The 23,743-nt window shown below is 66.1% G+C and carries 21 protein-coding genes; 10 read left to right on the forward strand and 11 right to left on the reverse strand.

Going from position 1 to position 23,743, the window contains the following annotated elements:
• The 8 genes from cysD to GPA27_RS23690 all read left to right on the forward strand — a co-directional run.
• Nucleotides 1-442, forward strand: a 442-nt coding sequence (cysD, locus tag GPA27_RS23655) for a sulfate adenylyltransferase subunit CysD (protein WP_169142891.1), incomplete at its 5' end; no start/stop codon positions are given.
• The gene (gene cysN, locus GPA27_RS23660; RefSeq protein WP_169142892.1) at nt 443-2,350 is read left to right on the forward strand and encodes a sulfate adenylyltransferase subunit CysN; all 1,908 of its coding nucleotides are present in this window, start codon (nt 443-445) and stop codon (nt 2,348-2,350) included.
• A 57-nt stretch (nt 2,351-2,407) separates the two neighbouring features.
• Complete coding sequence (cysQ, locus tag GPA27_RS23665) at nt 2,408-3,190, forward strand: 3'(2'),5'-bisphosphate nucleotidase CysQ (protein WP_169142893.1); 783 nt, start codon at nt 2,408-2,410, stop codon at nt 3,188-3,190.
• A gap of 171 nt (nt 3,191-3,361) precedes the next feature.
• Nucleotides 3,362-4,024, forward strand: coding sequence for a TetR/AcrR family transcriptional regulator (locus tag GPA27_RS23670; protein WP_169142894.1), 663 nt, complete (start codon nt 3,362-3,364; stop codon nt 4,022-4,024).
• A 10-nt stretch (nt 4,025-4,034) separates the two neighbouring features.
• Entirely contained in the window at nt 4,035-5,219 is a 1,185-nt protein-coding gene (locus GPA27_RS23675) for a sulfotransferase family protein (RefSeq protein WP_169142895.1), read from the forward strand.
• Entirely contained in the window at nt 5,212-6,663 is a 1,452-nt protein-coding gene (locus tag GPA27_RS23680; RefSeq protein ID WP_169142896.1) for a UBA domain-containing protein, read from the forward strand. The genes GPA27_RS23675 and GPA27_RS23680 overlap by 8 nt, the downstream gene beginning before the upstream one ends.
• Nucleotides 6,664-6,676: 13 nt before the next feature.
• The gene (locus GPA27_RS23685; RefSeq protein ID WP_169142897.1) at nt 6,677-7,528 is read left to right on the forward strand and encodes an SDR family NAD(P)-dependent oxidoreductase; all 852 of its coding nucleotides are present in this window, start codon (nt 6,677-6,679) and stop codon (nt 7,526-7,528) included.
• A 22-nt stretch (nt 7,529-7,550) separates the two neighbouring features.
• Entirely contained in the window at nt 7,551-8,588 is a 1,038-nt protein-coding gene (locus tag GPA27_RS23690) for a TIGR03617 family F420-dependent LLM class oxidoreductase (RefSeq protein WP_169142898.1), read from the forward strand.
• Between the two features lie 211 nt (nt 8,589-8,799).
• Here the strand turns inward: GPA27_RS23690 and GPA27_RS23695 are convergent, their stop codons facing one another.
• The 8 genes from GPA27_RS23695 to GPA27_RS23730 are packed head-to-tail and all read right to left on the reverse strand — an operon-like array spanning nt 8,800 to nt 16,934.
• Complete coding sequence (locus GPA27_RS23695; protein ID WP_169142899.1) at nt 8,800-9,951, reverse strand: acyl-CoA dehydrogenase family protein; 1,152 nt, start codon at nt 9,949-9,951, stop codon at nt 8,800-8,802.
• A 13-nt stretch (nt 9,952-9,964) separates the two neighbouring features.
• Nucleotides 9,965-11,170 (reverse strand): acyl-CoA dehydrogenase family protein, encoded by a 1,206-nt coding sequence (locus tag GPA27_RS23700; protein WP_169142900.1) that lies wholly within the window; start codon nt 11,168-11,170, stop codon nt 9,965-9,967.
• 35 nt (nt 11,171-11,205) lie between these two features.
• Nucleotides 11,206-12,375 (reverse strand): acyl-CoA dehydrogenase family protein, encoded by a 1,170-nt coding sequence (locus GPA27_RS23705; protein ID WP_169142901.1) that lies wholly within the window; start codon nt 12,373-12,375, stop codon nt 11,206-11,208.
• A 20-nt stretch (nt 12,376-12,395) separates the two neighbouring features.
• Entirely contained in the window at nt 12,396-13,574 is a 1,179-nt protein-coding gene (locus GPA27_RS23710; protein ID WP_169142902.1) for a lipid-transfer protein, read from the reverse strand.
• Between the two features lie 19 nt (nt 13,575-13,593).
• Complete coding sequence (locus GPA27_RS23715; protein ID WP_169142903.1) at nt 13,594-14,013, reverse strand: MaoC family dehydratase; 420 nt, start codon at nt 14,011-14,013, stop codon at nt 13,594-13,596.
• The gene (locus GPA27_RS23720; RefSeq protein ID WP_169142904.1) at nt 13,985-15,118 is read right to left on the reverse strand and encodes an acyl-CoA dehydrogenase family protein; all 1,134 of its coding nucleotides are present in this window, start codon (nt 15,116-15,118) and stop codon (nt 13,985-13,987) included. The genes GPA27_RS23715 and GPA27_RS23720 overlap by 29 nt, the downstream gene beginning before the upstream one ends.
• An 11-nt stretch (nt 15,119-15,129) precedes the next feature.
• On the reverse strand, nt 15,130-16,116 hold the full coding sequence (locus GPA27_RS23725) for a bifunctional MaoC family dehydratase N-terminal/OB-fold nucleic acid binding domain-containing protein (RefSeq protein WP_169142905.1): 987 nt from the start codon (nt 16,114-16,116) through the stop codon (nt 15,130-15,132).
• Between the two features lie 35 nt (nt 16,117-16,151).
• Nucleotides 16,152-16,934: an SDR family oxidoreductase gene (locus GPA27_RS23730; protein WP_256223098.1), complete on the reverse strand. Its 783-nt coding sequence runs from the start codon at nt 16,932-16,934 to the stop codon at nt 16,152-16,154.
• Nucleotides 16,935-17,089: 155 nt separating this feature from the next.
• Between GPA27_RS23730 and GPA27_RS23735 the strand changes: the two genes are divergently transcribed.
• Nucleotides 17,090-17,875, forward strand: coding sequence for an enoyl-CoA hydratase (locus GPA27_RS23735; RefSeq protein WP_169142906.1), 786 nt, complete (start codon nt 17,090-17,092; stop codon nt 17,873-17,875).
• Nucleotides 17,876-17,959: 84 nt separating this feature from the next.
• Here the strand turns inward: GPA27_RS23735 and GPA27_RS23740 are convergent, their stop codons facing one another.
• Both GPA27_RS23740 and GPA27_RS23745 read right to left on the reverse strand, forming a co-directional pair.
• Nucleotides 17,960-19,543, reverse strand: coding sequence for a FadD3 family acyl-CoA ligase (locus GPA27_RS23740; RefSeq protein WP_169142907.1), 1,584 nt, complete (start codon nt 19,541-19,543; stop codon nt 17,960-17,962).
• A 12-nt stretch (nt 19,544-19,555) separates the two neighbouring features.
• Entirely contained in the window at nt 19,556-21,265 is a 1,710-nt protein-coding gene (locus GPA27_RS23745; RefSeq protein WP_169142908.1) for an FAD-binding protein, read from the reverse strand.
• A 542-nt stretch (nt 21,266-21,807) separates the two neighbouring features.
• On the opposite strand from GPA27_RS23745, the gene GPA27_RS23750 reads away from it, so the two are divergent.
• Nucleotides 21,808-23,172 (forward strand): Fic family protein, encoded by a 1,365-nt coding sequence (locus GPA27_RS23750; protein WP_211165192.1) that lies wholly within the window; start codon nt 21,808-21,810, stop codon nt 23,170-23,172.
• A 28-nt stretch (nt 23,173-23,200) separates the two neighbouring features.
• Here the strand turns inward: GPA27_RS23750 and GPA27_RS29555 are convergent, their stop codons facing one another.
• Nucleotides 23,201-23,443 carry a helix-turn-helix domain-containing protein gene (locus GPA27_RS29555; protein ID WP_169142911.1) on the reverse strand — a complete coding sequence of 81 codons (243 nt, stop codon included), beginning with the start codon at nt 23,441-23,443 and terminating at the stop codon, nt 23,201-23,203.
• Nucleotides 23,444-23,743 lie beyond the last annotated feature (300 nt).

Raw genomic sequence — 23,743 nt, forward strand, 5'->3', positions numbered from 1 at the left:
CCGCTGGGACCCGAAGAGCCAGCGCCCCGAGCTGTGGAAGCTCTACAACGCCCGCAAGCACAAGGGCGAGTCGATGCGCGTGTTCCCGCTGTCGAACTGGACCGAGCTCGACATCTGGCAGTACATCCATCTCGAGAACATTCCCATCGTGCCGCTCTACTACGCCGCCGAGCGCCCGGTCGTGGGGCGCGACGGCACGCTGATCATGGTCGACGACGAGCGCATGCCGCTCAAGCCGGGTGAAGTGCCGATGATGAAGAAAGTGCGCTTCCGCACCCTCGGTTGCTATCCGCTCACCGGTGCCGTCGAATCCGAAGCCGACACGCTGCCGGCGATCATCCAGGAAATGCTGCTCACGAAGACCTCCGAACGCCAGGGCCGCGTCATCGACCACGACTCGGCCGCCTCCATGGAACGCAAGAAGCAGGAAGGGTATTTCTAAATGGCACATATCTCCGACCTCATCGCCACCGACATCGAGCAGTACCTCAAGGCGCACGAAACGAAGAGCCTGCTGCGCTTCATCACCTGCGGCAGCGTCGACGACGGCAAGAGCACGCTGATCGGGCGCCTGCTGTACGAATCGAAGATGCTGTTCGAAGACCAGCTCGCCGCAGTCGAGGCCGACTCGAAGAAGTACGGCACGCAGGGCGACGCGATCGACTTCGCGCTGCTTGTGGATGGCCTGGCTGCCGAGCGCGAGCAGGGCATCACGATCGACGTCGCGTACCGCTTCTTCTCGACGGACAAGCGCAAGTTCATCGTCGCCGACACGCCCGGACACGAGCAATACACGCGCAACATGGTGACCGGCGCCTCGACCGCGGACGCTGCCATCCTGATGGTCGATGCGCGCAAGGGCATCCTCACCCAGACCCGTCGCCACAGCTACCTGATCAGCCTGCTGGGCATCCGCCACGTCGTGGTGGCCATCAACAAGATGGATCTGGTCAATTATTCGGAGAAGATCTACCGCCAGATCGTCGAGGACTATCGCGTGTTCGCCGCCCAGCTCGGGCTCGCCGACATCACATTCATCCCGATGTCAGCGTTCAAGGGCGACAACATCACCGGCCCGAGCGAGGCCATGCCGTGGTATCGCGGCACCACGCTGATGGGTTACCTCGAAACGGTGGAGGTGGACGACACCCGCATGCAGCGCACCCCCTTCCGCCTGCCGGTGCAGTGGGTGAACCGCCCAAACCTGGACTTCCGCGGCTTTGCCGGCACGGTCGCCAGCGGTGTGATCGCGCCCGGCGATCGCATCCGCGTGCAGCCCTCCGGCAAGGAGAGCACCGTCGCGCGCATCGTCACCCGTGACGGCGATCTGGAGCGCGCGGTTGCGGGGCAGTCGGTCACGCTGACCCTCGCCGACGAGGTCGACATCTCGCGCGGCGATGTGATCTCCACGGTGGAGGCGCCGGCCGAAGTGGCCGACCAGTTCGAATGCACGATCACCTGGATGCACGACGAGCCCATGCTCGCCGGTCGTCCCTACCTGCTGAAGATCGGCGCGAAGACAGTCACCGCAACCGTCACGGACATCAAGTATCAGGTGAACGTGAATACCCTCGAACACGTCGCGGCGAAGAAGCTCGAGCTCAACGCGATCGGCGTGTGCAACCTCAGCCTCGACCGCCCCGTCGCATTCGATCCCCATCGGGACAACCGCGACACGGGCGGCTTCATCCTGATCGATCGGCTCTCCAACAGCACCGTCGGCGCGGGCCTGCTGCACTTCGCGCTGCGCCGCGCGCACAACATCCACCTGCAGCACGTCGATGTGGACAAGACCGCCCGCGCGGCGCTCAAGCATCAGAAGAGCTGCATGCTGTGGTTCACCGGCCTGTCCGGTGCGGGCAAGTCCTCGATCGCCAACCTGGTCGAAAAGAAGTTGCACGCGCTCGGCCACCACACCTACCTCCTCGACGGCGACAACGTGCGCCACGGCCTGAACAAGGACCTGGGTTTCACCGACGCCGACCGCGTCGAGAACATCCGCCGCGTGGCCGAGGTCGCCAAACTGATGGTCGATGCCGGGCTGGTCGTGCTGACGGCCTTCATCTCCCCGTTCCGCTCCGAGCGGCAGATGGCCCGCGCCTTGGTCGACGAAGGCGAATTCGTCGAGATCTTCGTCGACACGCCGCTGGAGATCGCCGAGCAGCGCGACGTCAAGGGCCTGTACAAGAAGGCGCGACGCGGCGAACTGAAGAACTTCACCGGCATCGACTCGCCCTACGAGGCCCCCGAAGACCCGGAGATCCGGCTCGAAACGACGCGCCTGTCGCTCGAGGCGGCCGCCGAGGCCGTGATCGCCGCGCTGCGCCAGGGCGGAATCATCTCCGCCTGACACCCCGCCGGCCCCAGACGGGGCCGGCCACCCCGCACATCCACGGAAGGACGAATCATGAACGCGACATTGGATCACCGCAGCCTGCTCGACGCCCTGCTCCCGGTTGCACGCAGCGCCGGTGCGGCCATCATGCAGATCTACGCCACCGACTTTGCCGTGCGCGGCAAGACCGACGCTTCGCCCGTCACTGACGCGGACGAACGTGCCGAAGCCCTGATCCTGCCCGAGCTCGCCCGGCTCACCCCCGACATTCCCGTGGTGTCGGAGGAGGAAGCCGCCGCCGGCCGCATCCCGACCGTGGGCGAGCGCTTCTGGCTCGTCGACCCACTGGACGGGACGAAAGAGTTCATCAACCGAAACGGCGAGTTCACCGTGAACATCGCACTCGTCGAACAGGGTGCGCCGGTGCTGGGCGTCGTCTTCGCGCCGGCCCTCGACCGCCTGTTCGCCGGCGCAGCCGGACTGGGCGCCTTCGCCGAGGACCGCGGCGCACGGCGCAGCATCGCGGCCCGCACCCCGCCCACCGAAGGACTGACCGTGGTCGCCAGCCGCTCGCACGGCGACGCCGAGGCGCTCGCCGCCTTCCTCGCAGGGCGCAAGGTCGCCAGCCAGACCAACGCCGGCTCCTCGCTCAAGCTGTGCCTCGTGGCCGCGGGGGAGGCGGACGTCTATCCGCGCCTGGGCCGCACGATGGAATGGGACATCGCAGCCGGCGATGCAGTGCTGCGCGCGGCCGGCGGCATCGTTCGCACGCTGGACGGCCCGGCCCTGCGCTACGGCAAGCCCGATTTCGCCAACCCCCACTTCGCTGCCTGGGGCGCGAGTTCGGCAACTTGAGCGAAAACCGAGCTTTACTCGGTTTATGTCATACGGAAAATCGCACTCGTCGCATGTGCTTGTTTTTCGGCATTTTCCAGGCGCACGGCAGACGCGCATTCGGCATTGAATGCGAGTAGTCAGACCGCAGTCCGTTTGCTCCAATGAACCCGTCACCGGCACGAGATACGCATGGCCACCAGTCACTCCCCTCTTCGTCGCAGCCCCACCCAGTCGCGCGCAGCGGCCACGCTGAAGGCCATTCGCGAGGCCACCCTGCGCATCCTGAAGGAGGAAGGCCATGCGCGCCTGACCACCAACCGGATCGCCGAGGTCGCGGGCATCAGCATCGGCAGCCTGTATCAGTACTATGCGGACAAGCACGCGATCGCGGCCGACATTTGCAACGAGCTGCTGACGTCCGAACTCGACGAGATCAGGCGCCTCGACCGCCAGACGATCGCCCTCGCTAAGGATTCGCTCGATTCGACGCTCGCCTTCTTCGTCGAGGAGCACGTCGCGCGGCACCGCCGGCTGTACCAGCAGCTGCAGGACTTCTACCTCGAGATCCACTGGAAGTACGACTTCGAGTCCTACTCGCTGAAGCGCTATCCGGACAAGCCGACCACGACCGACTGGCTGCCTTCCGCACTGCGACGCCACAAGCAGGCGCTGCGCGTCACGGATTACGCGCTGGCCGCCCAGATGGTGGTGCACGCCCTCGAAGGCACGATCCACGCCACCTTGGACCGCAACCCGGACCTGATCATGACCCAGGCCTTCATCGACGAACTGCACGCGATGCTCGTCCGCTACCTCACGAAAGTGCCCGCCGAAGGCACCTCGAACGAATAAGGAGACAGGCTTGTTTTATTACTTCGATTTCACCGTCTGGTTCAAGCTGCTGCGCCTGGTCGGCCAGGAGCCGAACCGGCGCCAGCGGCGCGGGCTCTACAAGCTGTTGCTGCTGCACATTCCCCTGCGCGCAACGATCACCGCGGTGTGCTTCTTCCTCGACGGCATCCTCTTCCCGGGGCTGTGGCTCACGCGGGTGAAGACGCCGGTCTTCATCATCGGCCATGCCCGCAGCGGCACCACGTTGGCGCACCGCCTGATGAGCGCCGACAGGCGCTTCTCGGCCTTCAGGTACTACGAGCTGCTGCTGCCTTCGCTCGTGCAGAAGAAGCTCGTGCGCCTGCTCGCATGGCTCGACGCGAATCTCCTCGGCCGTACGCTCGAGCGCAGGCTGCAGGCCTGGGAGAAGCGCAAGTTCGGCCCCACCCAGCACATCCACAAGATGGGCCTGACGATCCCGGAAGAAGACGACCTGATGTACTTCAACTCCTGCGCGTCCGGTTTCTGGCTGACCAAGCTGCCCTACATGAGCGAGCTGGACTTCTTCCATATCGACCGCCGCCCCGCCGCGGGCCGGCGGCGGATGATGAAGTTCTACCGCGAGTGCGTGCGCCGCCAGCTCTACCTCAACGGCAGCGAGCGCATCCACCTCAGCAAGAACCCGACCTACTGCGGCCGCGTCGAGTCGCTGATCGAGGCCTTCCCGGATGCGCGCTTCGTCGTCCTGTACCGCAACCCCTACGAGACCATCCCCAGCCTGCTCAAACTGCTGAACGTGGGATGGAAGCTGCAGGGCAACCTGTCGCTGGAGCGCATCCGCGAATCCAACGAGGTCATGACGGGGCTGTCGTACGAGACCTACCTCTACCCGCTCGAGGTACTCGGGCGCCATCCCGAAACGCGCTGCGCGGTCATCGACTACCGCCGGCTCACCACCGACCCGAAGGGCACGATCGAGGACGTGTATCGCGACCTCGGCCTCGACATCACGCCGGACTATGCCGCCTTCCTCGATGCCGAGTCCGCCCGCAACAAGCACCACGAGACCGAACACCGCTACAGCCTCGCCGAGTTCGGCCTCGACGACCGCGAGATCCGGCAGCGCCTCGCGCCCCTGTTCGAGAAATTCGGCTGGGACGCCGACGTCCCCGCAAACCAGCACGATGACAAGAAGAAGGAGCCGGCCCATGCATGAACCCAACCCCCAGCACGACGAGGTGTTCGCCGCGGTGAAGGCGCACGTCGAACCGCGCGATGTCGCCACCCGCGATGCCGCCTCCCTGCTACGCGCGGCCTGGGATGGCATGATCGCCCAGCTCGAGGACGCGCGTAACGCGATCGACGACCCCAAGCTGTGGCCGCCGCCCGCGACCCCGCGCAACCTCGCCGAGGGCTACCGCTACGTGCTCGGCTTCCTGTACGGCTCGCTCTCGCGCTGCCTCGGCCCGACACCCGAGTTCCCCTACTTCGTGCGCGCGATCCAGCCGCTCAACCGCTCGACCATCGACAACTGCGACGCCCTCTACCTGATGGCGCCGATCGACGGCAACCACAGCTACACGATCCGCGGACGCGCCGGCGACACCAGCGCATGGCGCGGCGAGACTGCACCCACCGGCGTGCGCAAGGCGCCGCACTACGTGATCTTCGAGGCGCCCAGCGGCTATTCCGGCGAAAGCGGCAGCCTCAAGGAGCTCAAGCCCGGTTCGCGCATCAACTGCGCCGAACTCGACAGCACCGAACTGAAGGTCGAGCCCGACGGAAGTTTCGAGATCCTGCTCGCCCCCGAAAAGCCTCCCGGTTACGAAGGCAACTTCATGCTCACCCGAGGCAGCCGCACCCGCACGCACAAGGACGGCAGCAGCGAGACGCGCGAATACGTCAGCCAGCTCGTGATGCTGCGCGAGCTCTTCAGCGACTGGGAAAACGAGGAGCTCCTCGAGCTCTTCATCTACCGCAACGACCTGCTCGGCAAACCGATGCCGCCTTACACGCCGGAAGTCGCGGCGAAGCAGATCGCCGACATCGGCCGCTTCACGCGCAACCAGGTGCATTTCTGGAACGAGTTCTACGCCGTCGTGTGCGAGTGCTACGGCGACATGAACGGCGACGGCCGCTGCTTCATGCCGCGCAACGAGTTCAACCAGCCCAATGCAGCCTCGCTCGCGACGGCAGGCGGGATGGCGACCAACGTGTATTGCGGCGGGATATTCGAGCTGGCGCCCGACGAGGCGCTGGTGGTCGAGCTCCACCAGCCGGTGGAGCCGGTCTATATCGGCTTCAGCCTCGGCAACATGTGGGGCGAGTCGCTCGACTTCGCCAACTACCAGAGCAGCCTCGGCGGCCTGCAAGCCCACCGCGACGCCGACAACGTGTATCGCTTCGTGATCGCGCACAGCGACCCCGGCATCGCCAACTGGCTCGACACCACCGGCCAGCCCGAGGGCTACATGGCCGTGCGCTGGGCGTATCCCGTCAAACCCAAGGACAACCTCCCCTGGGCGACGGCGAAGAAAGTACCGCTCACCGAAGTGCGCCAGCACCTCCCCACGGACACCCGCCTGATCACGCCCGAGGAACGCCGGCATCAGATCGCGATCCGGCAGGAGCACGTCCAGCGCCGTTACCGCCAGCACTGAGGACGAGGCAGCCATGCCGGACACCCTGAAGGACAAGGTGGCGATTGTCACCGGTGCGAGCCGCGGCATCGGTGCGGCCATTGCCGAGCGCTTCGCTGCCGAGGGCGCGAAGATCGTCCTCGTCGCGCGCACCATCGAACCCGGCGGCAAGCTGCCGGGCTCGCTCGACGAGACCGCGGCCCGCATCCGCGCGCGAGGTGGCGACTGCCTGTGCGTGCAGGCCGACCTCGCCAGCGAGGCCGAGCGGGAGCGCATCGTCGCCGACACCATCGTGGGTTACGGTGGCATCGACATCCTCGTAAACAACGCCGCCTGGGCACGCTTCGGCGCGGGCTACGCGCAACCGCCCCAGCGCGTGCAGCTCGCCTATGCGGTCAACCTCTTCGCGCCTCACCATCTGTCACAGCTCGTCATCGCATCGATGAAGGCGCGCGGCGGCGGCTGGATCCTGAACCTGTCGAGCGCCACCAGCAACATTCCCGGACCTGCGCCCTACGCCCACGGCGACCGGGCCTTCCGCTTCCACACCACGCATTCGCCCACGCTCTACGGCTCGACCAAGGCTGCGCTCGAGCGCCTCAGCTCCGGCATGGCGATGGAGCTCGCCGCCGACAACATTGCGGTGAACACGCTCGCCCCTGTCGAGGCCGTCGCCAGCGAAGGGGCGTTGAAGAGCGGCTCGATCGACGAGCTCGCCCACATGGAGCCGATCGAGGCCATGGCCGAAGCCGCGCTGGCGCTGTGCTCCCGTCCGCAGTCCGCCCTGTCCGGTCGCATCGTGCTGAGCCTGCCGCTGCTGCGCGAGCTGGGCGTCGCGGTGATGCGCCTCGACAGCACCACACCGCTGCCCGATTTCACTCTCTGATCCCGCCGTCCCGGAGCCCCCAATGTTCGAAATCTTCGCCTCCACCCCGGAACACCTCAACCTCGCCGACATCGGCCGCTTCGCGCAGCGCGTCGAGGCGATGGGCTACGACGGCCTGTTCGTGTCCGATGCGATCCACGACGGCCTGCTGCTGGCCTGCCAGGCGCTGTCCGCCACCAGCCGGCTCAAGGTCGGCACCTCGGTGCTGATCGTCTTCCCGCGCAGCCCGATGAACGTCGCGCTCGCGAGCTGGGACATGCAGAAGATGTCCGGCGGCCGCTTCGAGCTCGGCATGGGCACCCAGATCAAACAGAATATCGAGGACCGCTACTCCGCACGCTGGCTGCCCCCGGCCGCCGGGATGCGCGAATACGTCGGCGCCCTGCGCGCGATCTTCCACGCGTTCCGCACCGGCGAGCCGCTCGAATACCTCGGCGAGCACTATCGCTTCACCCGCCTGCAGCCCTTCTTCAATCCCGGCCCGATCAACGCCCCCGACGTGCCGCTCATGCTCGGCGCGGTCGGCCCGAAGATGCTGGAGCTGGTCGGCCAGACCGCTGACGGCATCCACACGCACCCGACCAATACCTCGGTGCGCTACCTGAAGGAAGTGATCCTGCCGCAGATCGCCGTCGGCACGGCAAACCGCGACGCGGGGCGGGCCAAGCCGGTGGTCAGTGCGAGCCAGTTTATCGCCACAGGCCCGGACAACGCGACTGTCGCGTCCGAACGCGAGCGCTTCCGCGACATGCTCGCCTTCCTCTTCTCGACCCCCGCGTACTGGCCGAGCCTCGAGCTGTTCGGCTGGCAACACGTCGGCGAACGCCTGCTCGAACTCACGCGCCAGAAACGCTGGAAGGACATGCCTAAGATCTTCACCGACGAGGTGCTCGACACCTTCCTCGTGACCGGCCGTTACGACGAACTCCCCGAGCGGCTGGTCTCGCGCTTCGGGGGCCTCGTTGACCGGATCACGCTGACCGTGCCGGAGAACCCTGCCCACGACGCCGCCGCAGCCGAGGCCATCAAGGCCACCCGGGCCGCTTCGGCACGCTCCTGACTCCCGCTCTGGCAACACTTACGCCGCGCCGCTATCAACTCGGCAATCAATTGCTTGAAGTCAGCTTGGGCACCCGTTTCCTCCCCCTTCAGGGGGAGGGAGCGACCGTGCAGCACCCAATCTGACATTGCGTATTCGTTTGCCGGTCCAACAAAAACACTGGGGCGTCGGCCTGAACCGACGCCCCAGTGTTTTACGTCGCGAAGCGCCGTCACTGCGCCTCGACGAACTCCCCGTAACGGTCGCAGTGGAAGTCCGCATCCCCCAGTTCAGCCTGTGCGACACGAATGCGTTTCAGGAACAGGCCGACGTCGAGCTCGTCGGTGACGCCCATCCCGCCGTGCATCTGCACCGCCTCGCGGCTGATGCGGTGGGCGGCGTCGCCGACCTTCCATTTCGCGAGGCTCGCGAGGCGGGCCCGGCCGGCCGCGTCGAGCTTCGGGTCGTCCATCGCGGCCAGCCCGGCCATCACCGCGCTGCGTGCGAGGTGGAGATGCGCATAGCACCGCGCCGCGCGGTGCTGCAGCGCCTGGAAGGAGCCGATCGGCACGTCGAACTGCACACGCGTCTTGAGGTATTCGACCGTCGTGTCGAAGAGGTTCTGCGTCATGCCCAGCAGCTCCGCCGCGAGGCACGCGCGCCCGCGGTCGAGTGCGGCGTCGAGCGCCCCCCAGGCGCTGCCTTCCTGGCCGATCAACGCCGCTGCGTCCACGCGCACGCCGTCCAGGCGCACCTGCGCGTGGTTGCGCGAATCGATCATCTGCATCGGCGACACCTGCAGACCGGGGGCGTCCGCCGGCACGAGGAAGAGGCTCAGGCCGTCGCGCTCGCCCGGCACGCCCGCGCTGCGGGCGACGACGATGACGGCGTCCGCACCCACGCCGTCCGCGACGAAGCTCTTGTCGCCCTGCAGTAGCCAGCCATTGCCCTGGCGTTCCGCACGCAACTCGGTCGCCGCGGGGTCGTGACGCGGCTTCTCGTCGAGGGCCAGAGCAACGCGCTTGTCGCCAGCGATGAGCAACGGCATCCATTCGGCCTGCTGCGCCTCGGAACCGGCCAGCTCGATCAGCGTGCCGCCGAGCACGATGCTAGACAGCAGCGGCGAGGCCGAGAGGTTCCGCCCGATGGACTCGAACACCGCACCCAGTCCCATGCAGCCGAAGGCGAGTCCGCCCAGGGCCTCGGGGAAGGGAATAGCGCTCCAGCCCATGTCGACCATCTCTTTCCACAGGGCGTCGTCGAAGCCCTCCGCCGTACCCTCGTCGCGCAAGCGGCGCTGGGCCGCAACCGGGCTACGGGCTAGCAGGAACTCGGCCGCGGTATCGGCCAGCAGGCGCTGCTCCTCGGAATACACCAGACTCATGGCAGCCGACTCCTCACTTTCCCTGTTTGCCTTCGGGCAGACCCAGCACCCGCTTGGCGATGACGTTCAGTTGCACCTCGGACGAGCCGCCGGCGATGGTCTGCGCGAAGCTCCCGAGCCACGCGCGGGTCAGCGCGAGTTCGCTGCTGTCGAAGGCCTCGCCCTCCCAGCCGAGCGCGCGGTGGCCCATCACGTCGAGCAGCACTTCGAGCTTGTCTTTCTCCTGCTCGGAATGGACGAGCTTCATGATCGCCATCAGCCCCGAGACATCCTGACGGGCGCGTATCTCCTCGCCCATGCGCTGGGCCGTGAGCGTGTAGGCGTGCTCATCCATCGCCATCGCCAACGCACGGGCCCGCAGCGCGACCTCGGCGTTCGTCCCCGCATCGGCCGGCGGCAGGTAGCGCGCGGCGACCGACAGCAGGTCGACGTGGTTCGGCAGGGCGAACTCGCCGAACTTCGACATCGCGCGGCGTTCGTGCTGCAGCAGCGCCTTGGCCAGCGTCCAACCGCCGTTGAGCGGGCCGACGAGCTGACGCTTGGGCACGTTCACGTTGTCGAAGAAGACTTGGCAGAAGGAGGATTTCCCGCTGATCAGATCGATCGGCCGCGCCTCGATGCCGGGGGACTTCATGTCCACGACCAGCAGGCTGATGCCCTGCTGCTTCGGCACGTCCGGGTCGGTGCGCACCAGCATGTACATCCAGTCCGACTTGTCGCCGTAGGACGTCCAGATCTTGGTGCCATTCACGATGAAGTGGTCGCCCGCATCGACGGCCGAGGTCTTCAGGCTGGCCAGGTCGGAGCCCGCGTTGGGCTCGGAGAAGCCCTGGCACCAGCGGATCTCGCCGCGCGCCATGGGGGTGATCAGCTCGCGCTTCTGCTCCTCGGTGCCGAATTCGAGCACCACCGGGCCCAGCATCCAGATCCCGAGGTTGATCTGAGGCGGACGGCAGTGCAGGCGGCGCATCTCGGATTCGAGCACCGCATTCTGCTCCGGGCTCAGGCCCCCGCCGCCATATTCGGCCGGCCAGTCGGGGCAGAACCAGCCCTTGTCGCGCATGCGCTCGAACCACAGGCGCTGGTCTTCGTTCTTGAACTCGACCGTCCTGCCACCCCACACCAGCTCGCCATCGGGCATCGGCGTGCGCATCGATGGCGGGCAGTTTGCTTCGAGCCAGGCCCGGGTTTCCCTGCGGAAATCGTCGATCGTCGTCATTCGCTGTCCCTGTCTTGCATCACGCCATGGTGGCGTTAGCGCATGGTGCGGGGCATACCCAGCCCGAACTGCGCGATCAGCTCACGCTGGATTTCATTCGTGCCGCCGCCGAAGGTCAATGTAACCGAGGCGCGCACTTCGTATTCGAGTTCGCCGAGCAGCGCCGCCGCGGCGGAACCCGCGCGCACGAGGCCACTCGCCCCGACGATCTCGGACAGCTTGCGCAGGATCTCGATGGCCGACTCGGAGCCGTAGACCTTGGTGGTCGAGGCCAGCGCGACATCCATGCGCCCGTGTTCGAGATCCGCAGCGATGCGGAAATTGATCAGCCGCATCGCTTCGAGCCGCGCATAGCACTCGGCAAGCAGCGACCTCACCCATGGCTGGTCGGTGGCGCACCGCCCCTGCTCGTCCGGGCGCTTGGCCCACAGGTAGACGCGGCGGAAAAGGCCCGCGACCTTGTCCGACCAGGAACCCAGGCCCAGCCGCTCGTGGTTGAGTTGCGCGGTGATGAGCTTCCAGCCCCCGTGCAGCTCGCCCACCAGCATGTCCGCAGGCACGCGCACGTTGTCGTAATAGGTGGCCGCGGTAGGGTTGCTGCAGGTCGGGATCACGGTATGCGAGAAGCCCGGCAGTTTGGTGTCGAGGATCAGGATCGACACGCCCTTGTGGCGCGGACGGTCGGGATCGGTGCGGGCGGCGAGCCAGATGAAGTCTGCCGCCTCGGCGCCGGAGGTCCACAGCTTGTTGCCATTGACGACGAAGTGATCGCCCTCGGGACGCGCGGTGGTCTTCAGCGCCGCGAGGTCGCTGCCCGCCCCCGGCTCGGAATAGCCGATCGAAAACAGGATCTCGCCTGCCGCAATCCCCTGCAGGAACTTCGCCTTTTGCATGTCACTGCCGTGGGCCATCAGCGCGGGGCCAACGGTGCTGATCGTGACGAAGGGCAGTGGCGCACCGGCGATGTTCGCTTCTTCGAAGAAGATCAACTGCTCGGTCGCAGCGTAGCCCTGGCCGCCGTGCTCCTTCGGCCAGCCGACCGCGAGCCAGCCGTCGCGGCCCATCTTGCGGATGATGCTGCGGTACTCCTCACCACCTTCCTTGCCGCGCAGGCGCGCGCGCAGCTCGGGCGTCATGAGGTCCTGGAAATAGTCGCGCACCCTGCGGCGCAGGGCGTGCTGTTCGGGCGTCAGGTCGACGAACATGGAGGTCTCCCTTTGGGCGCTCAGGCGGTACCGAGGATCAGGCCGCTGGTCGGCACGCCGGTGCCTGCGGTGACCAGCACGTTCTCGACCCCGCCCACCTGATTGACGGCCGAGCCGCGCACCTGACGCACCGCTTCGGCAACGCCGTTCATGCCGTGGATGTAGGCCTCGCCAAGCTGGCCACCATGGGTATTGATCGGCAGCTTGCCGCCGCGCGCGTGGTGGCCGGCGCGGATGAACTCTTTCGCCTCGCCGCGCTTGGCGAAGCCGAACTCTTCCAACTGCGGCAGCACGAAGGGCGTGAAGTGATCGTAGATCACGGCGGTCTGGATCGCCTCGGGACCGAGGCCCGACTGCGCATACAGCTCCTTGGCGACCACGCCCATCTCCGGCAGGCCGGTGATGTCGTCGCGGAAGTAGGAGGTCATGATCTGCTGGCCCTCGGTGATACCCTGGGCGCCGGCCTTGATGACGACCGGCTTCTGCGGCAGATCGCGTGCGCGTTCGGCCGAGGTGATCACCATCGCCACGGCACCGTCCGACTCTTGGCAGCAATCGAGCAGATGCAAGGGTTCGGCGATCCAGCGCGAGGCCTGGTGCTCTTCGAGCGTGATCGGCTTGCCGTAGAAGAAGGCGGCCGGGTTCGTCGCGGCGAAGTCCCGCACCGCGACCGCGATCCGACCAAGGTCCTCCGAAGTCGCGCCGTAGGTGTGCATGTAGCGCTGCGCGAACATCGCCACCCAGGCCGCTGGCGTGTGAAAACCGTGCGGCATGTACCAGCCGTAATTCACGTTCTCGAAGATCGGCGTCGAGGCGAAGCCGTAACTGCCTGTGCCAAAGCGGTACCACGAGCGTTCGTTCATCGCGCGATACACGACGACGACCTTCGCGACCCCGGTGGCGACCGCCATGGCGGCATGCATCACCGGTGCGCAGGCCGCGCCCCCGCCATGCGGGATCTGAGAGAAGAACTTGACGTTCTTGCAGCCCAGTAGGCGCGCGATCTCGTACTCGGGCACCTTGTCGACCGAGTACGAGCTGAAGCCTTCGACTTCCGAGGGATCGATGCCCGCATCCTTGAGCGCGGCGAGCGTCGCTTCCATGGCCAGCCGCAATTCGGTGCGACCGGAGTTCTTCGAGAATTCGGTCGCACCCAGGCCGACGATGGCGGCGCGTCCGGAAAGAGACATGTTTGTCATGGGTATCGTGCTCCGGATATCAGGGCAGGACCACGCTGACCGTGCCGGTCACGTGATTTCCCATCGAGTTCTTGCCCTTCAGCGTCACCTCCACGCTGCGCTTGTCGGCGTCGCAGCCGCTCACTTCGCCCGTAAAGGTCATCGTGTCGCCGGGGTAGTTCGGCGCACCGAGCTTGATCTTCAGCGACCCGAATCGTGCGCCGGGGCCGGCCCATCCCTCGACAAAACGCTGCACGAGCCCGCTGGTGGTCAGGATGTTCATGAAGATGTGCGGCGATCCCAGCTTTCGCGCGGCCTCGGCGTCGTGGTGGCCGGGGAAGTAGTCGCGCGTGGCGATCGCGCCGCCCGCGATCAGCGGCACGGTGATGGGGATCGCCAGCTCCGGCAGGGCCTCGCCGGCGCGCACTTCGTCAAAGCGTCTGGTTTTCTTCGAGGTCATATTTCCATCCCAGCGAGTCGTTGTTTGCGAGCCAGTCTCCGAGGCGCGCGAGGTTCGTGGCCGCGCCGCCGAGCGTGATGCCCAGCGCGCGGCTCCAGTACAGGTAACGGTGGATCGGGTAGCTCAGATCGACGCCGATGCCGCCATGCACGTGCTGCGCCTTGTGGCCGACGATGTGGCCGGCCTCGCACGCGAGGTACTTCGTCGCCAGCGCCTCGGCCTGCGCCGGCAGGCCCGCGTCGAGGCGGTAGCAGAGCTGCCACAGCGACGAGCGCAGCGCCTCGAGCGCGATGTGAGCGTCGGCCATGCTCATCTGCACGGCCTGGAAGCTGCCGATCGTGCGTTCGAACTGCTGGCGTTCCGACACGTAGGCGACCGTGCGGCGGATCTGTTCGCTGCTCACGCCCAACTGCAACGCGGCCAGGGACGCGATCGCGCGCGGCTCGAGCCATTCCAGCGCCGCTTCCTGAAGCACCGCATCGGACGCGACCGCGAACTTGTCGAAGCGCAGGTCTGCGACCGCCTCACCGTGCGTCGATACCCCGGCCGTTTTCGTGATGCCGTCAGCGCGCAGATCCACCAGCACCAAGCGCTCGCCTTCGGGGAACTTCGCGACAATCAGTCCGCGGCAACAATCCGCACCGAGGGGCACCGCCGCGACTGTTCCATCGAGGCGCCAGCCGCGGTCAGCCTCCGTCGCCGTCAATGCAAGGCCATGCGCACTGGCACGGTCGTCGAGCGACAGCGTCAGCAACATGCGGCTCTCGGCGGCGGCCTTCACGACCTCCGCGCAGGCAGCACCGCCGAAGCGCACGAGCGTCGCCGCCGCGAGCTGATGGCGCCACAGCGGCACCTGGCCCAGCGCGCGGCCCTGCGCCTCGAGCACCAGCATCAGCTCGGTCATGCCGAGCGCGCTGCCGCCTGCCTCCTCGGGCAGGGCCAGCGCATGCAGGCCGGTTTCGACGCACTTGGCCCACAAGTCCTCCATGAAGGGCTTGCCGCCGGCGTCGAAGGCGCGCAGGCGCTCATCCGTGCAATGGTCGGCGAACAGGCACCCCGCCATCTCGGCGATGGCGCGCTGGTCTTCGCTGAATTCGAAATCCATGTCCCCTCCCCTTACGGTGCCACGGGGCGGAAGAGCGGTAGCGTCAGTTCGCCGTCGTCGAAGGACTGGAACTCGACCTGCACGCGCTGCCCGATCGCGATCTCGTTGCGCTTGACGCCGACGAGGCCGGCGATCAGGCGCACCCCCTCGTCGAGCTCGATCAGGCCCACCGGATTCGGATAGTCGAACGGCGGCACCTCGGGGTAGTGCATGACGACAAAGGAATAGATGCTGCCCTTCCCAGCGGACTCGACAGTGTCCCACTCGAAAGAGTGGCACTTGGTGCACACCGGTCCGGGCGGGTGGCGCAGCGTGCCGCAGCACTTGCAGCGCTGGATCAGCAGCTTGCCGGCGGCTGCGCCCTCCCAGAAGAAGCGCGTATCGTCGCTGACGCCCGGCTTGGGCCGCTTGATCTTCGGTGCCGCGGGCGCTGCCTCGGTCTTCGGCGCGTCAGCGCCAGGCTGCGCGTTCGCAGGCCGGAACTTGAACACGCGGAACAGCAGCTCGCCCACTTTCTCATTGCCGCCCGGCTTCTCGCTGAAGAAGCTCATGATCAGCGTGACGAAATAGCCCGTGCCGAGTGCGGTCGTCTTCTGTTCGCCCACCGCATCCAGCCGCGTCGTGTAGTACAGCTTCTCGCCGACCTTCACATAACGCTCGAAGGTCAGGTCCGAATTGACCGCTACCACCGACTGGTAGCCCTGCCCCTCCATCAGGCGCAGCACCTCGTAGGGGTTCTCGGTCGTCGAGCCCGGCGGGTAGTTGTTGGGATGCAGACCTTCGAGGCACCACGCCTGCAGCATCGCGGGCGGTGCCACGATCGCGCCGTATTCGGTCGTCGCGGCGAAGGCGGCATCGGTGTAAAGCGGGTTCTCCACGCCCATGATCTCGCACCACTGGCGGATCATCGGCGCATTGACTTCGTCCCAGGCATAGACGCGGCCGTACTCGCGCCCCACCATCGCCCGCACTTCGGTCATCCAGTCCTGTTCGGCCAATTTCGTCTCCAGCATCTTAGGGTTGTTCGCATCACTCAATCGTGCGCGGCGGCGGCGGCCAGGAAGGCCGGCCGCTCCCCGCCGCCGTTGAGCAGGAGGTTGCAGCCGCTGGCATACGCGGCCAACGGCGAGGCGATGAACACGCAGGCATTGCCGATATCCTCGGGGGAGGCCAGACGCCCGGCAGGGATGGTCGCCCCCACCGCCGCGATGCCGGCCTCGTCGCCGTAATGCAGGTGCGACTGCTCGGTCTGCACGAGGCCGGGGCTGACCGCGACGACGCGCACCTTGGGCGCCCACTCCACCGCCAGCGACTGCGCGAGCGACAGCACGGCCGCCTTGGCGGCACCGTAGGCGGCCGTGCCGGGCGAAGCGCGCAGCGCGCTGATGCTGCCGATGAACACGATCACGCCGCCGCCGTCCTGGTCCTGCATCATCGCGTTCGCAAGTTGCGCGACGTTGAGCGGGGCGATCAGGTTCAGGCGGATGATCCCTTCGTGGAAGCGCGGCGACGCCTTGTCAGCGAGCGCGAAGGGTGCGCCGCCCGCGTTGTTCACGAGCACATCGAGGCGGCCGTGGCGCTCGCGGATCGCAGCGAACAGCGCCTGCAGCGACTCGTAATCGCGCACGTCGGCGGCGATGAACTCCGCCTGCGCCGTTCCCACCGCAGGCAGCGCCTCCGGCTCGTTGCGCCCGCACACGATGACGCGCGCGCCGGCGGCGAGGAAGCTGCGCGCGATGCCGAGGCCCACGCCTTTCGCGCCGCCCGTCACCAGAACCACCTTGCCCTCGAAATCGAGGCCTGTCCCGATTGCCACTGCGATCTCCTGATTGCTGCCTTGGTCGCAATTTAAGCAAGCGGTGAAAAGCCCTACGTCGTCTGAACGGACGATGAGGCAGGCTCGGCCCGACCGAATAATCGGCTCCACCCCAATCTGAACCTGCGCGCCGAGCGCGCACGCGCGAGGAATCCATGACCGACAACAGCGCCCCGCCCGTCCTGCTCGACCGCCCCGAGGACGGCATCGCCGTGCTGCGCCTCAATCGGCCGCAGGCGGCCAACGCCCTGAGCCTCGAACTGCAGGCCCTGCTCGCCCAACACTTCAGCGATCTCGCCGCGGACGAGACCGTGCGCTGCATCGTGCTCACGGGGGGCGACAAAGTCTTCGCGGCCGGGGGCGACATCACCAGCATGGCCGGCGTCGGGCCCATCGAGATCACGAAGCGCCACACCGAGCGCGTGTGGGGGCCGATCCAGCACTGCCCCAAGCCGGTCGTCGCCGCCGTGTGTGGCTATGCGTACGGCGGCGGCTGCGAGTTGGCGATGCTCGCCGACATCATCGTCGCCGGTGAGGGCGCACGCTTCTGCCAGCCCGAGATCCGCATCGGCATCATGCCCGGCATCGGCGGCACACAACGCTTGGTGCGGGCGGTCGGCAAGGTCAAGGCGATGCGCATGGCGCTCACCGGGAAACCGATCACCGCACAGGAAGCGTGGACGGCCGGGCTCGTCAGCGACCTCGTGCCCGACGACCAGGTGATCGACACCGCGCTCGAACTCGCGCGCGCGGTCGCCGCGATGCCGCCGCTCGCGGCCGAGCAGATCAAGGAATGCATCCTCCTCGGCATGGATGCACCGCTCGAAACCGCGCTCGCGATGGAACGCCGCGCCAACGCGCTCCTGTTCGCGTCACGCGACCAGAAGGAAGGCATGCAGGCGTTCATCGAGAAACGACCGCCGCAATTCGAAGGGCGCTGAGGCGGCAAGGCCGGCGATGTCCGGCCGGCTTCACTCCACCGCAGGGGCCATCATTGGCACCCCGCGATTTCCCATGCCGTATGATCACACCGCTGCAAGCACTCGCAACTCGTTCTTCATCACCTTGTTCGACGCATTCACCGGCAGCGCGGGCAGGAAACGCACGAAGCGCGGCACCTTGTAGTTGGCCATGCGCTCGCGCGACCACGCGATCAGCGCCGCCTCGTCGAGCCGATGGCCCGGGCGCAGCACCACGCAGGCGCAGCCGACCTCGCCCATGCGCTCGTCGGGCAATCCGATCACGGCGACCTGGGCGATGGCGGGATGCTCGGTCAGCGCGGCCTCGATCTCCGCCGGGTAACAGTTGAAGCCGCCGACGATGAACATATCCTTGAGGCGGTCGGTGATGCGCAGATAGCCGCGCGCATCCAGCGTGCCGACATCTCCCGTATGCAGCCAGCCATCCGCGTCGATGGTCTCGGCGGTCGCCTGCGGATCGGCGAAGTAGCCTTTCATGACGTGGAAGCCGCGCAGGCAGATCTCGCCCGCCTCGCCGGCCGGCAGCGGCCGGTTGTCGGCATCGACGATGCGCACCTCGGTGCCCGGAATCGCGCGGCCGCTGGTGCCAGCGACCGTCTCCGCGTCGTCGGAGGGATCGCAGATCGTCGCAAGCCCCCCGCATTCGGTCAGCCCGTAGGCCGTCGTGACGACCGAAAAGCCCAGCTCGCGGCGCATGCGCTCGATCAGCACCGGCGGGATCGTCGCGGCACCGGTGACGGCAATGCGCAGGCTCGTGAGATCGGTCTGAGCCAGCCGCGGGTGGGCCAGCATCGACAGGTACAGCGTCGGCGGTCCGGGCAGCACGGTGATGCGATCCGCCTCGATGCGCTGGAACACCGCCTCCGCGTCGAACACCGGGTGCGGCAAGATCGTCGCGCCGGCGATCAGGCAGGTCAGCCAGCCGGCCTTGTAGCCGAAGGCGTGAAAGAATGGATTCACGATCAGGTAGCGGTCGCCCGCCTCCAGCCCGATCACGCGCACGTATTCGCTGAAGGCCCGCACGCAGGCGCCGTGGGCGCTCATCACACCCTTGGGCTTGCCGGTGGTTCCGGAGGTGAACATCAGGTCCGACAAGTCATCGGCGTGCACCGCCGATGCCCGCGCGAGCGCATCCGCTTCGCTGACCCCGGCTCCGGAGGCGAGGAAATCGCTCCAGGTGGATTCGCCCTCGCCACTCCGACGCCCGGATGCGCCCGGCAGCACGACGACCCGCTCCAAGCTCTCCGGCCGCAGCGGCGCCAGCATCGCCGGATAATCGACCCCCAGAAACTCCCCGACCACGAACAACGCCCGCGCGCCGCTACGGCCGATCACGTCCGCCACCTCCGCGCCCTTCATGCGGGTGTTGATTGGCACCATCACCGCGCCGGCGCAATGCACGCCGAGCGCGGCCAGCACCCACTCATGGCAATTCGGCGCCCAGATCGCCACGCGATCGCCCTGCGCGATGCCCGCCGCCAGGAGCGCGCGGGTCACCTGCAGCGCAAGCGCGGGCAGGTCACGGTAGTCGATGCGCACCGCACCGTCCTCGATCGCGACGCGCCCCCCATGCGCCTCACTCGCGTCCAGCAGCAGCCCGGGGATTGTGTCCACCTGCCTCCGTCTCATGCTCGCACCTCCTCAAGCCGCCGCAGCGATGTGATTCGCCGCGACATAGCCGAAGGTCATTGCCGGGCCGAGCGTCGCACCGGCGCCCGGGTAACCCAGGCCCATCACCGCCGCCGAGCAGTTGCCGACCGCATACAGGCCAGGGATGGGCAAACCGTCCTCGCGGACCACCTGCGCGTGCTCGTTGGTGAGCAGCCCGCCCTTGGTCCCGATATCCCCCGCATCCAGCCGCATCGCATAGAACGGCCCCTTCTGCACGGGCGCGAGGCAGGGGTTCGGCTTCACGTTGGTGTCACCGTAATAGCGGTCGAAGACGTTACCCCCGCGCATGAATTCGGAATCCACACCGGTCCGCGCGTACTCGTTCATCTTCCGCGCCGTTTCTTCCAGCCCCAGCGGATCGACGCCGATCTGCGCGGCCAATTCCGCCAGCGTCGGCGCCTTCCAGTACACCGTGCCCAGCCATTCCTTGCGCAGACGGCTATCGGGCATGATCTGGGCTGGCATCAGGGGGCCCATCGCATAATTGAAGCGGAAGCTCGCATCGAAGACGACCCAAGCCGGAATCGACTTCGCGCCACTGGCTTGCTGGTCTTTGTACATCGCCTCGACGAACTCGAGGTAGGGCGCGGCTTCGTTGACGAAGCGTTTGCCCCGTCCGTTCACCACGATCGCGCCCGGGAACGCACGCTCGGCGAACACGCCGCGCGGCTTCTCCTCCTTTGGCACGCGGATCGTCGGCGCCCACCAAGCCTTGTCGAGCAAGGCGGTGGCCGCGCCGGCCGCAATGCCCGCTTCCAGCGCCGCGCCCATGTTGTTGCCGGGCGGCGTCGCGCTCCAGCCGGCCTGCGTCGGTTGCGGGAGGTAACGCTCGCGCAGGGTCTGGTTCTGCTCGAATCCGCCGGAACCGAAGATCACGCCGCGCCGCGCGCGGATCTCGACCTCTCGCCCTTCGCGCACAACACGCACCCCGCAGACACGGCCGCCGTCCACCACCAGTTCGCGGAACTCGGTCTTCAACCACAACGGCACCTTGCGATCTTGCAGGGAGCGTCGCAGTGAAGCGATCAGCGCCGTCCCCAGCGCCGCGCGCCGGTCGAACTTCGACTTTCGCCGCCATTTGAAATCGAGCTTGAAGCGCAGCATCAGGCCCAGCACCATGAAGCGCCAGCCGAACTCGCGCGACATCGCCTTGTGCGCCTGGCGCGCGGTCCACGCGATGCGCCCCATCAGCAGGTTCGACGGCGCGCCCTGACGCAGGTGTGGCAGCTCGTCGCCGAGCACGCTGGTGTCGAACAGCTCGGGGTCCAGCGTCCGCCCTCCCGGCAACGAGCCGGCCAGATGCTGGTAGTAGTCCGGGTACTTCTCCGCCACCGCGTAGCGCACCCGGCTCTTCGCCTCGAGGTGCCGGATCATCTTCGGCGCGTTGTCGAGATAGGCCCGCAGGCGCGTCTCGGGCACCACGCCACCGGTCGCCGCCTTCAGGTACTGCAGCGCCTTGTCGTAGCTGTCCTTGCCGCCCTTGGCCGCAAAGTGATGATTGTTCGGAATCCAGATCCCGCCACCGGAGATCGACGAGGTCCCGCCGTACTTGTCGCTCTTCTCGACGACCAGCACCGACAGCCCGTTGTCTGCGGCGACCAGCGCAGACGTCATCGCCCCCGCGCCGGAACCCACCACGATTACATCGAACTGGCTTTCACCCTGCACATTGCCCGCCACGCTAGCACCTCCCGAAGGGTCGTTCGCGGTGCCTGCAAGACGAGGGGCAAACCAACCCCAAGGGCACCGTCATCGTCCAGGATGATGGACAGCGGGGGCGGTAACATCATCGTCAATGCGGACTATGAAGAGGCGCAACGAATAGGGATGAAGGGACCAGCCGCCCCGGGCGACGTCGCGTACAGAACAGTTCCATGAAAATAAAAAGCCCTGATAAATCAGGGCTTTGTCGGACATTCTGGCGGAGAGAGCGGGATGCACTTGATTGCCTCGCAAGTATTTGTATTTAAAGGACAAATATTGCGACGTTCAGAAAGTGTAACACCCACTTGTAACACCCGCAGCGATTAAAGAATCGCACAGTCAGGGAAATCGCACAAGAATAAATTTGCCCTCATACACACCTGCTTCGCTGACCTCTGAACTGCAAGTGGCCACGAGGTGAATATCTACTCATCAATTTAAGTATCTGCTCAAGAAGTTGAAGTATCTGCTCACTCTGGCAGAATCCACTCAATATTGAGCAGATTCTGGGCAGATACATGAGCAAAGTCACACCGGAAGTCGTCCTCGCGGCCATCCAACGCCTTACTCAGGCGGGACAGCCGGAGGCCTCCTCCACTGATGTCATTTCTGCCACGCAAGGCAGCTCGGCCACCGTCCGGCGTCATCTCGATGCGCTATGCGCCAGTGGAAAGGTTACGCGCAGTGGTCGGGCTCGGGCAACGCGCTACCGGCTCGCGGAAGGGACTGCCGTCCCAGAACCTCGCGTCACCTTGACGCCAGCCGAGACGGGAACCCGTCCGTATCCGAGCGAGTCACCGGCAGCCATTGAGCTCGCTAAGAAACTCGACATGCCCCTGGCCGCGCGGGATCCGGTGACATACCGGCGCGAGTTTGTCGAAAGCTACGTGCCCAACGAGAGCTGGTTGATGCCGCAAGCTCTGGCCAAAGAGCTCTATCTCTCGGGACGCCTGAGAGAGCAGCAGCCGGCGGGCACTTACGCGCGTAAGGTTCTGGAGCAACTGCTCATTGACCTGGCTTGGTCGTCCTCTCGACTGGAGGGCAACCGCTACACTTTGCTGGCGACCGAGGAGCTGTTCAAGCGAGGAACGGCTGGCAGCGATGCCGACGCGGTGATGCTGCTCAATCACAAGACTGCCATCGAGTTTCTGGTGGATGCAGTCCCGATCCAAGGTCTCTCCACTTCGCTCGTCAGAAACCTGCATGCAGTGCTCATGCAGGATCTGCTGGCGGACATCGACGCGCTCGGCGCCATCCGCAATAAGCTGGTCAACATCAGCGACACGGTGTACGTGCCAACCCAGGTGCCGGCCGTTCTCGGGGAGATGCTGGAGACCATCCTGGCCAAGGCCAGGCTCATCAAGAATCCGGTCGAAGCCGCCTTCTTCCTCTGGGTCAACCTGGCGTACCTGCAGCCGTTCGAGGATGGCAACAAGCGCACCAGCCGCCTGGCAGCGAACATTCCACTGATGCTCTATAACTGCTCGCCGCTCTCGTTCCTGGATGTGGACCCAAGCGACTACGCGCGCGCAATGCTTGGCGTGTACGAATTCCGGAATGTCGCGCTCGCCGTCGACCTGTTCGCCTGGACCTACCGGCGCTCGATCAAGAAGTACGTCGTCGTAATGGAATCAATGCGCGCGCCGGACCCGCTGCGACTACGCTACCGTGAGAGCCTGACCGACGCCATCGGCCTGGTGGTCAGGGACCGAAAGTCCGTGGAGGACGCGATTGTCGAGCTGGAGCTCACTGAGGACACGGCGCCGGGCTACAAGGCCATGCTGCTCGATGAACTAACGAAGCTGGAGGTGTTCAACTGCGCGCGTTACCGGCTGACGCTGAGCGCCACGCAAGCCTGGATTGACGCCGGCCGGCCACAATGAGTGCGTAGTGGCGTCAATCGCGCTTCGACTACCAAGGGTCGTCTTCGACGGGCTCTCGCGTCTGAACGATAAACTCGGCGTTCAACGCCATCAACACGGTCAGAAGCTGATCGAAGGAGACTGACTCAGGCGCCCGCTCAATCGCAGAAATGCGCTCCTGCGACAGACCGATACGTGCCCCCAAGTGAGTCTGACTCCAGCCGCGGGCTTTGCGCAGGCGCTGAAGTAGGGGGCTAAGTTGCCCCGTCGTTCTAACCAAGCCGACATACATGTAATTATTCTCAATCAAGAATATCAACAGTTTATTCTTGATTTGAAATATCCGAACGTGTGCTGACAATCTTCATCTTCGCGCCCTTGTCACCTTCACCTGGATCGACCTCGCCAGGAGGTTCAAGCGTATGCTTCCAACAACATCATTCCGTGAGATTTGCCCCCCGTAAGGTAAGCGGTAACTGACGAGCGTCCTTGACTACTTCGAGATTTCGAAGAGATCGGATCGCAGGGGGTTGGCCGCGAAGTGCTGCTTCCACAGACGGGGGGTGAGTTGCGCGACGTCGGCAGCGGGGTG

This window comes from Aromatoleum toluolicum (genome assembly GCF_012911005.2).
Lineage (GTDB): Bacteria > Pseudomonadota > Gammaproteobacteria > Burkholderiales > Rhodocyclaceae > Aromatoleum > Aromatoleum toluolicum.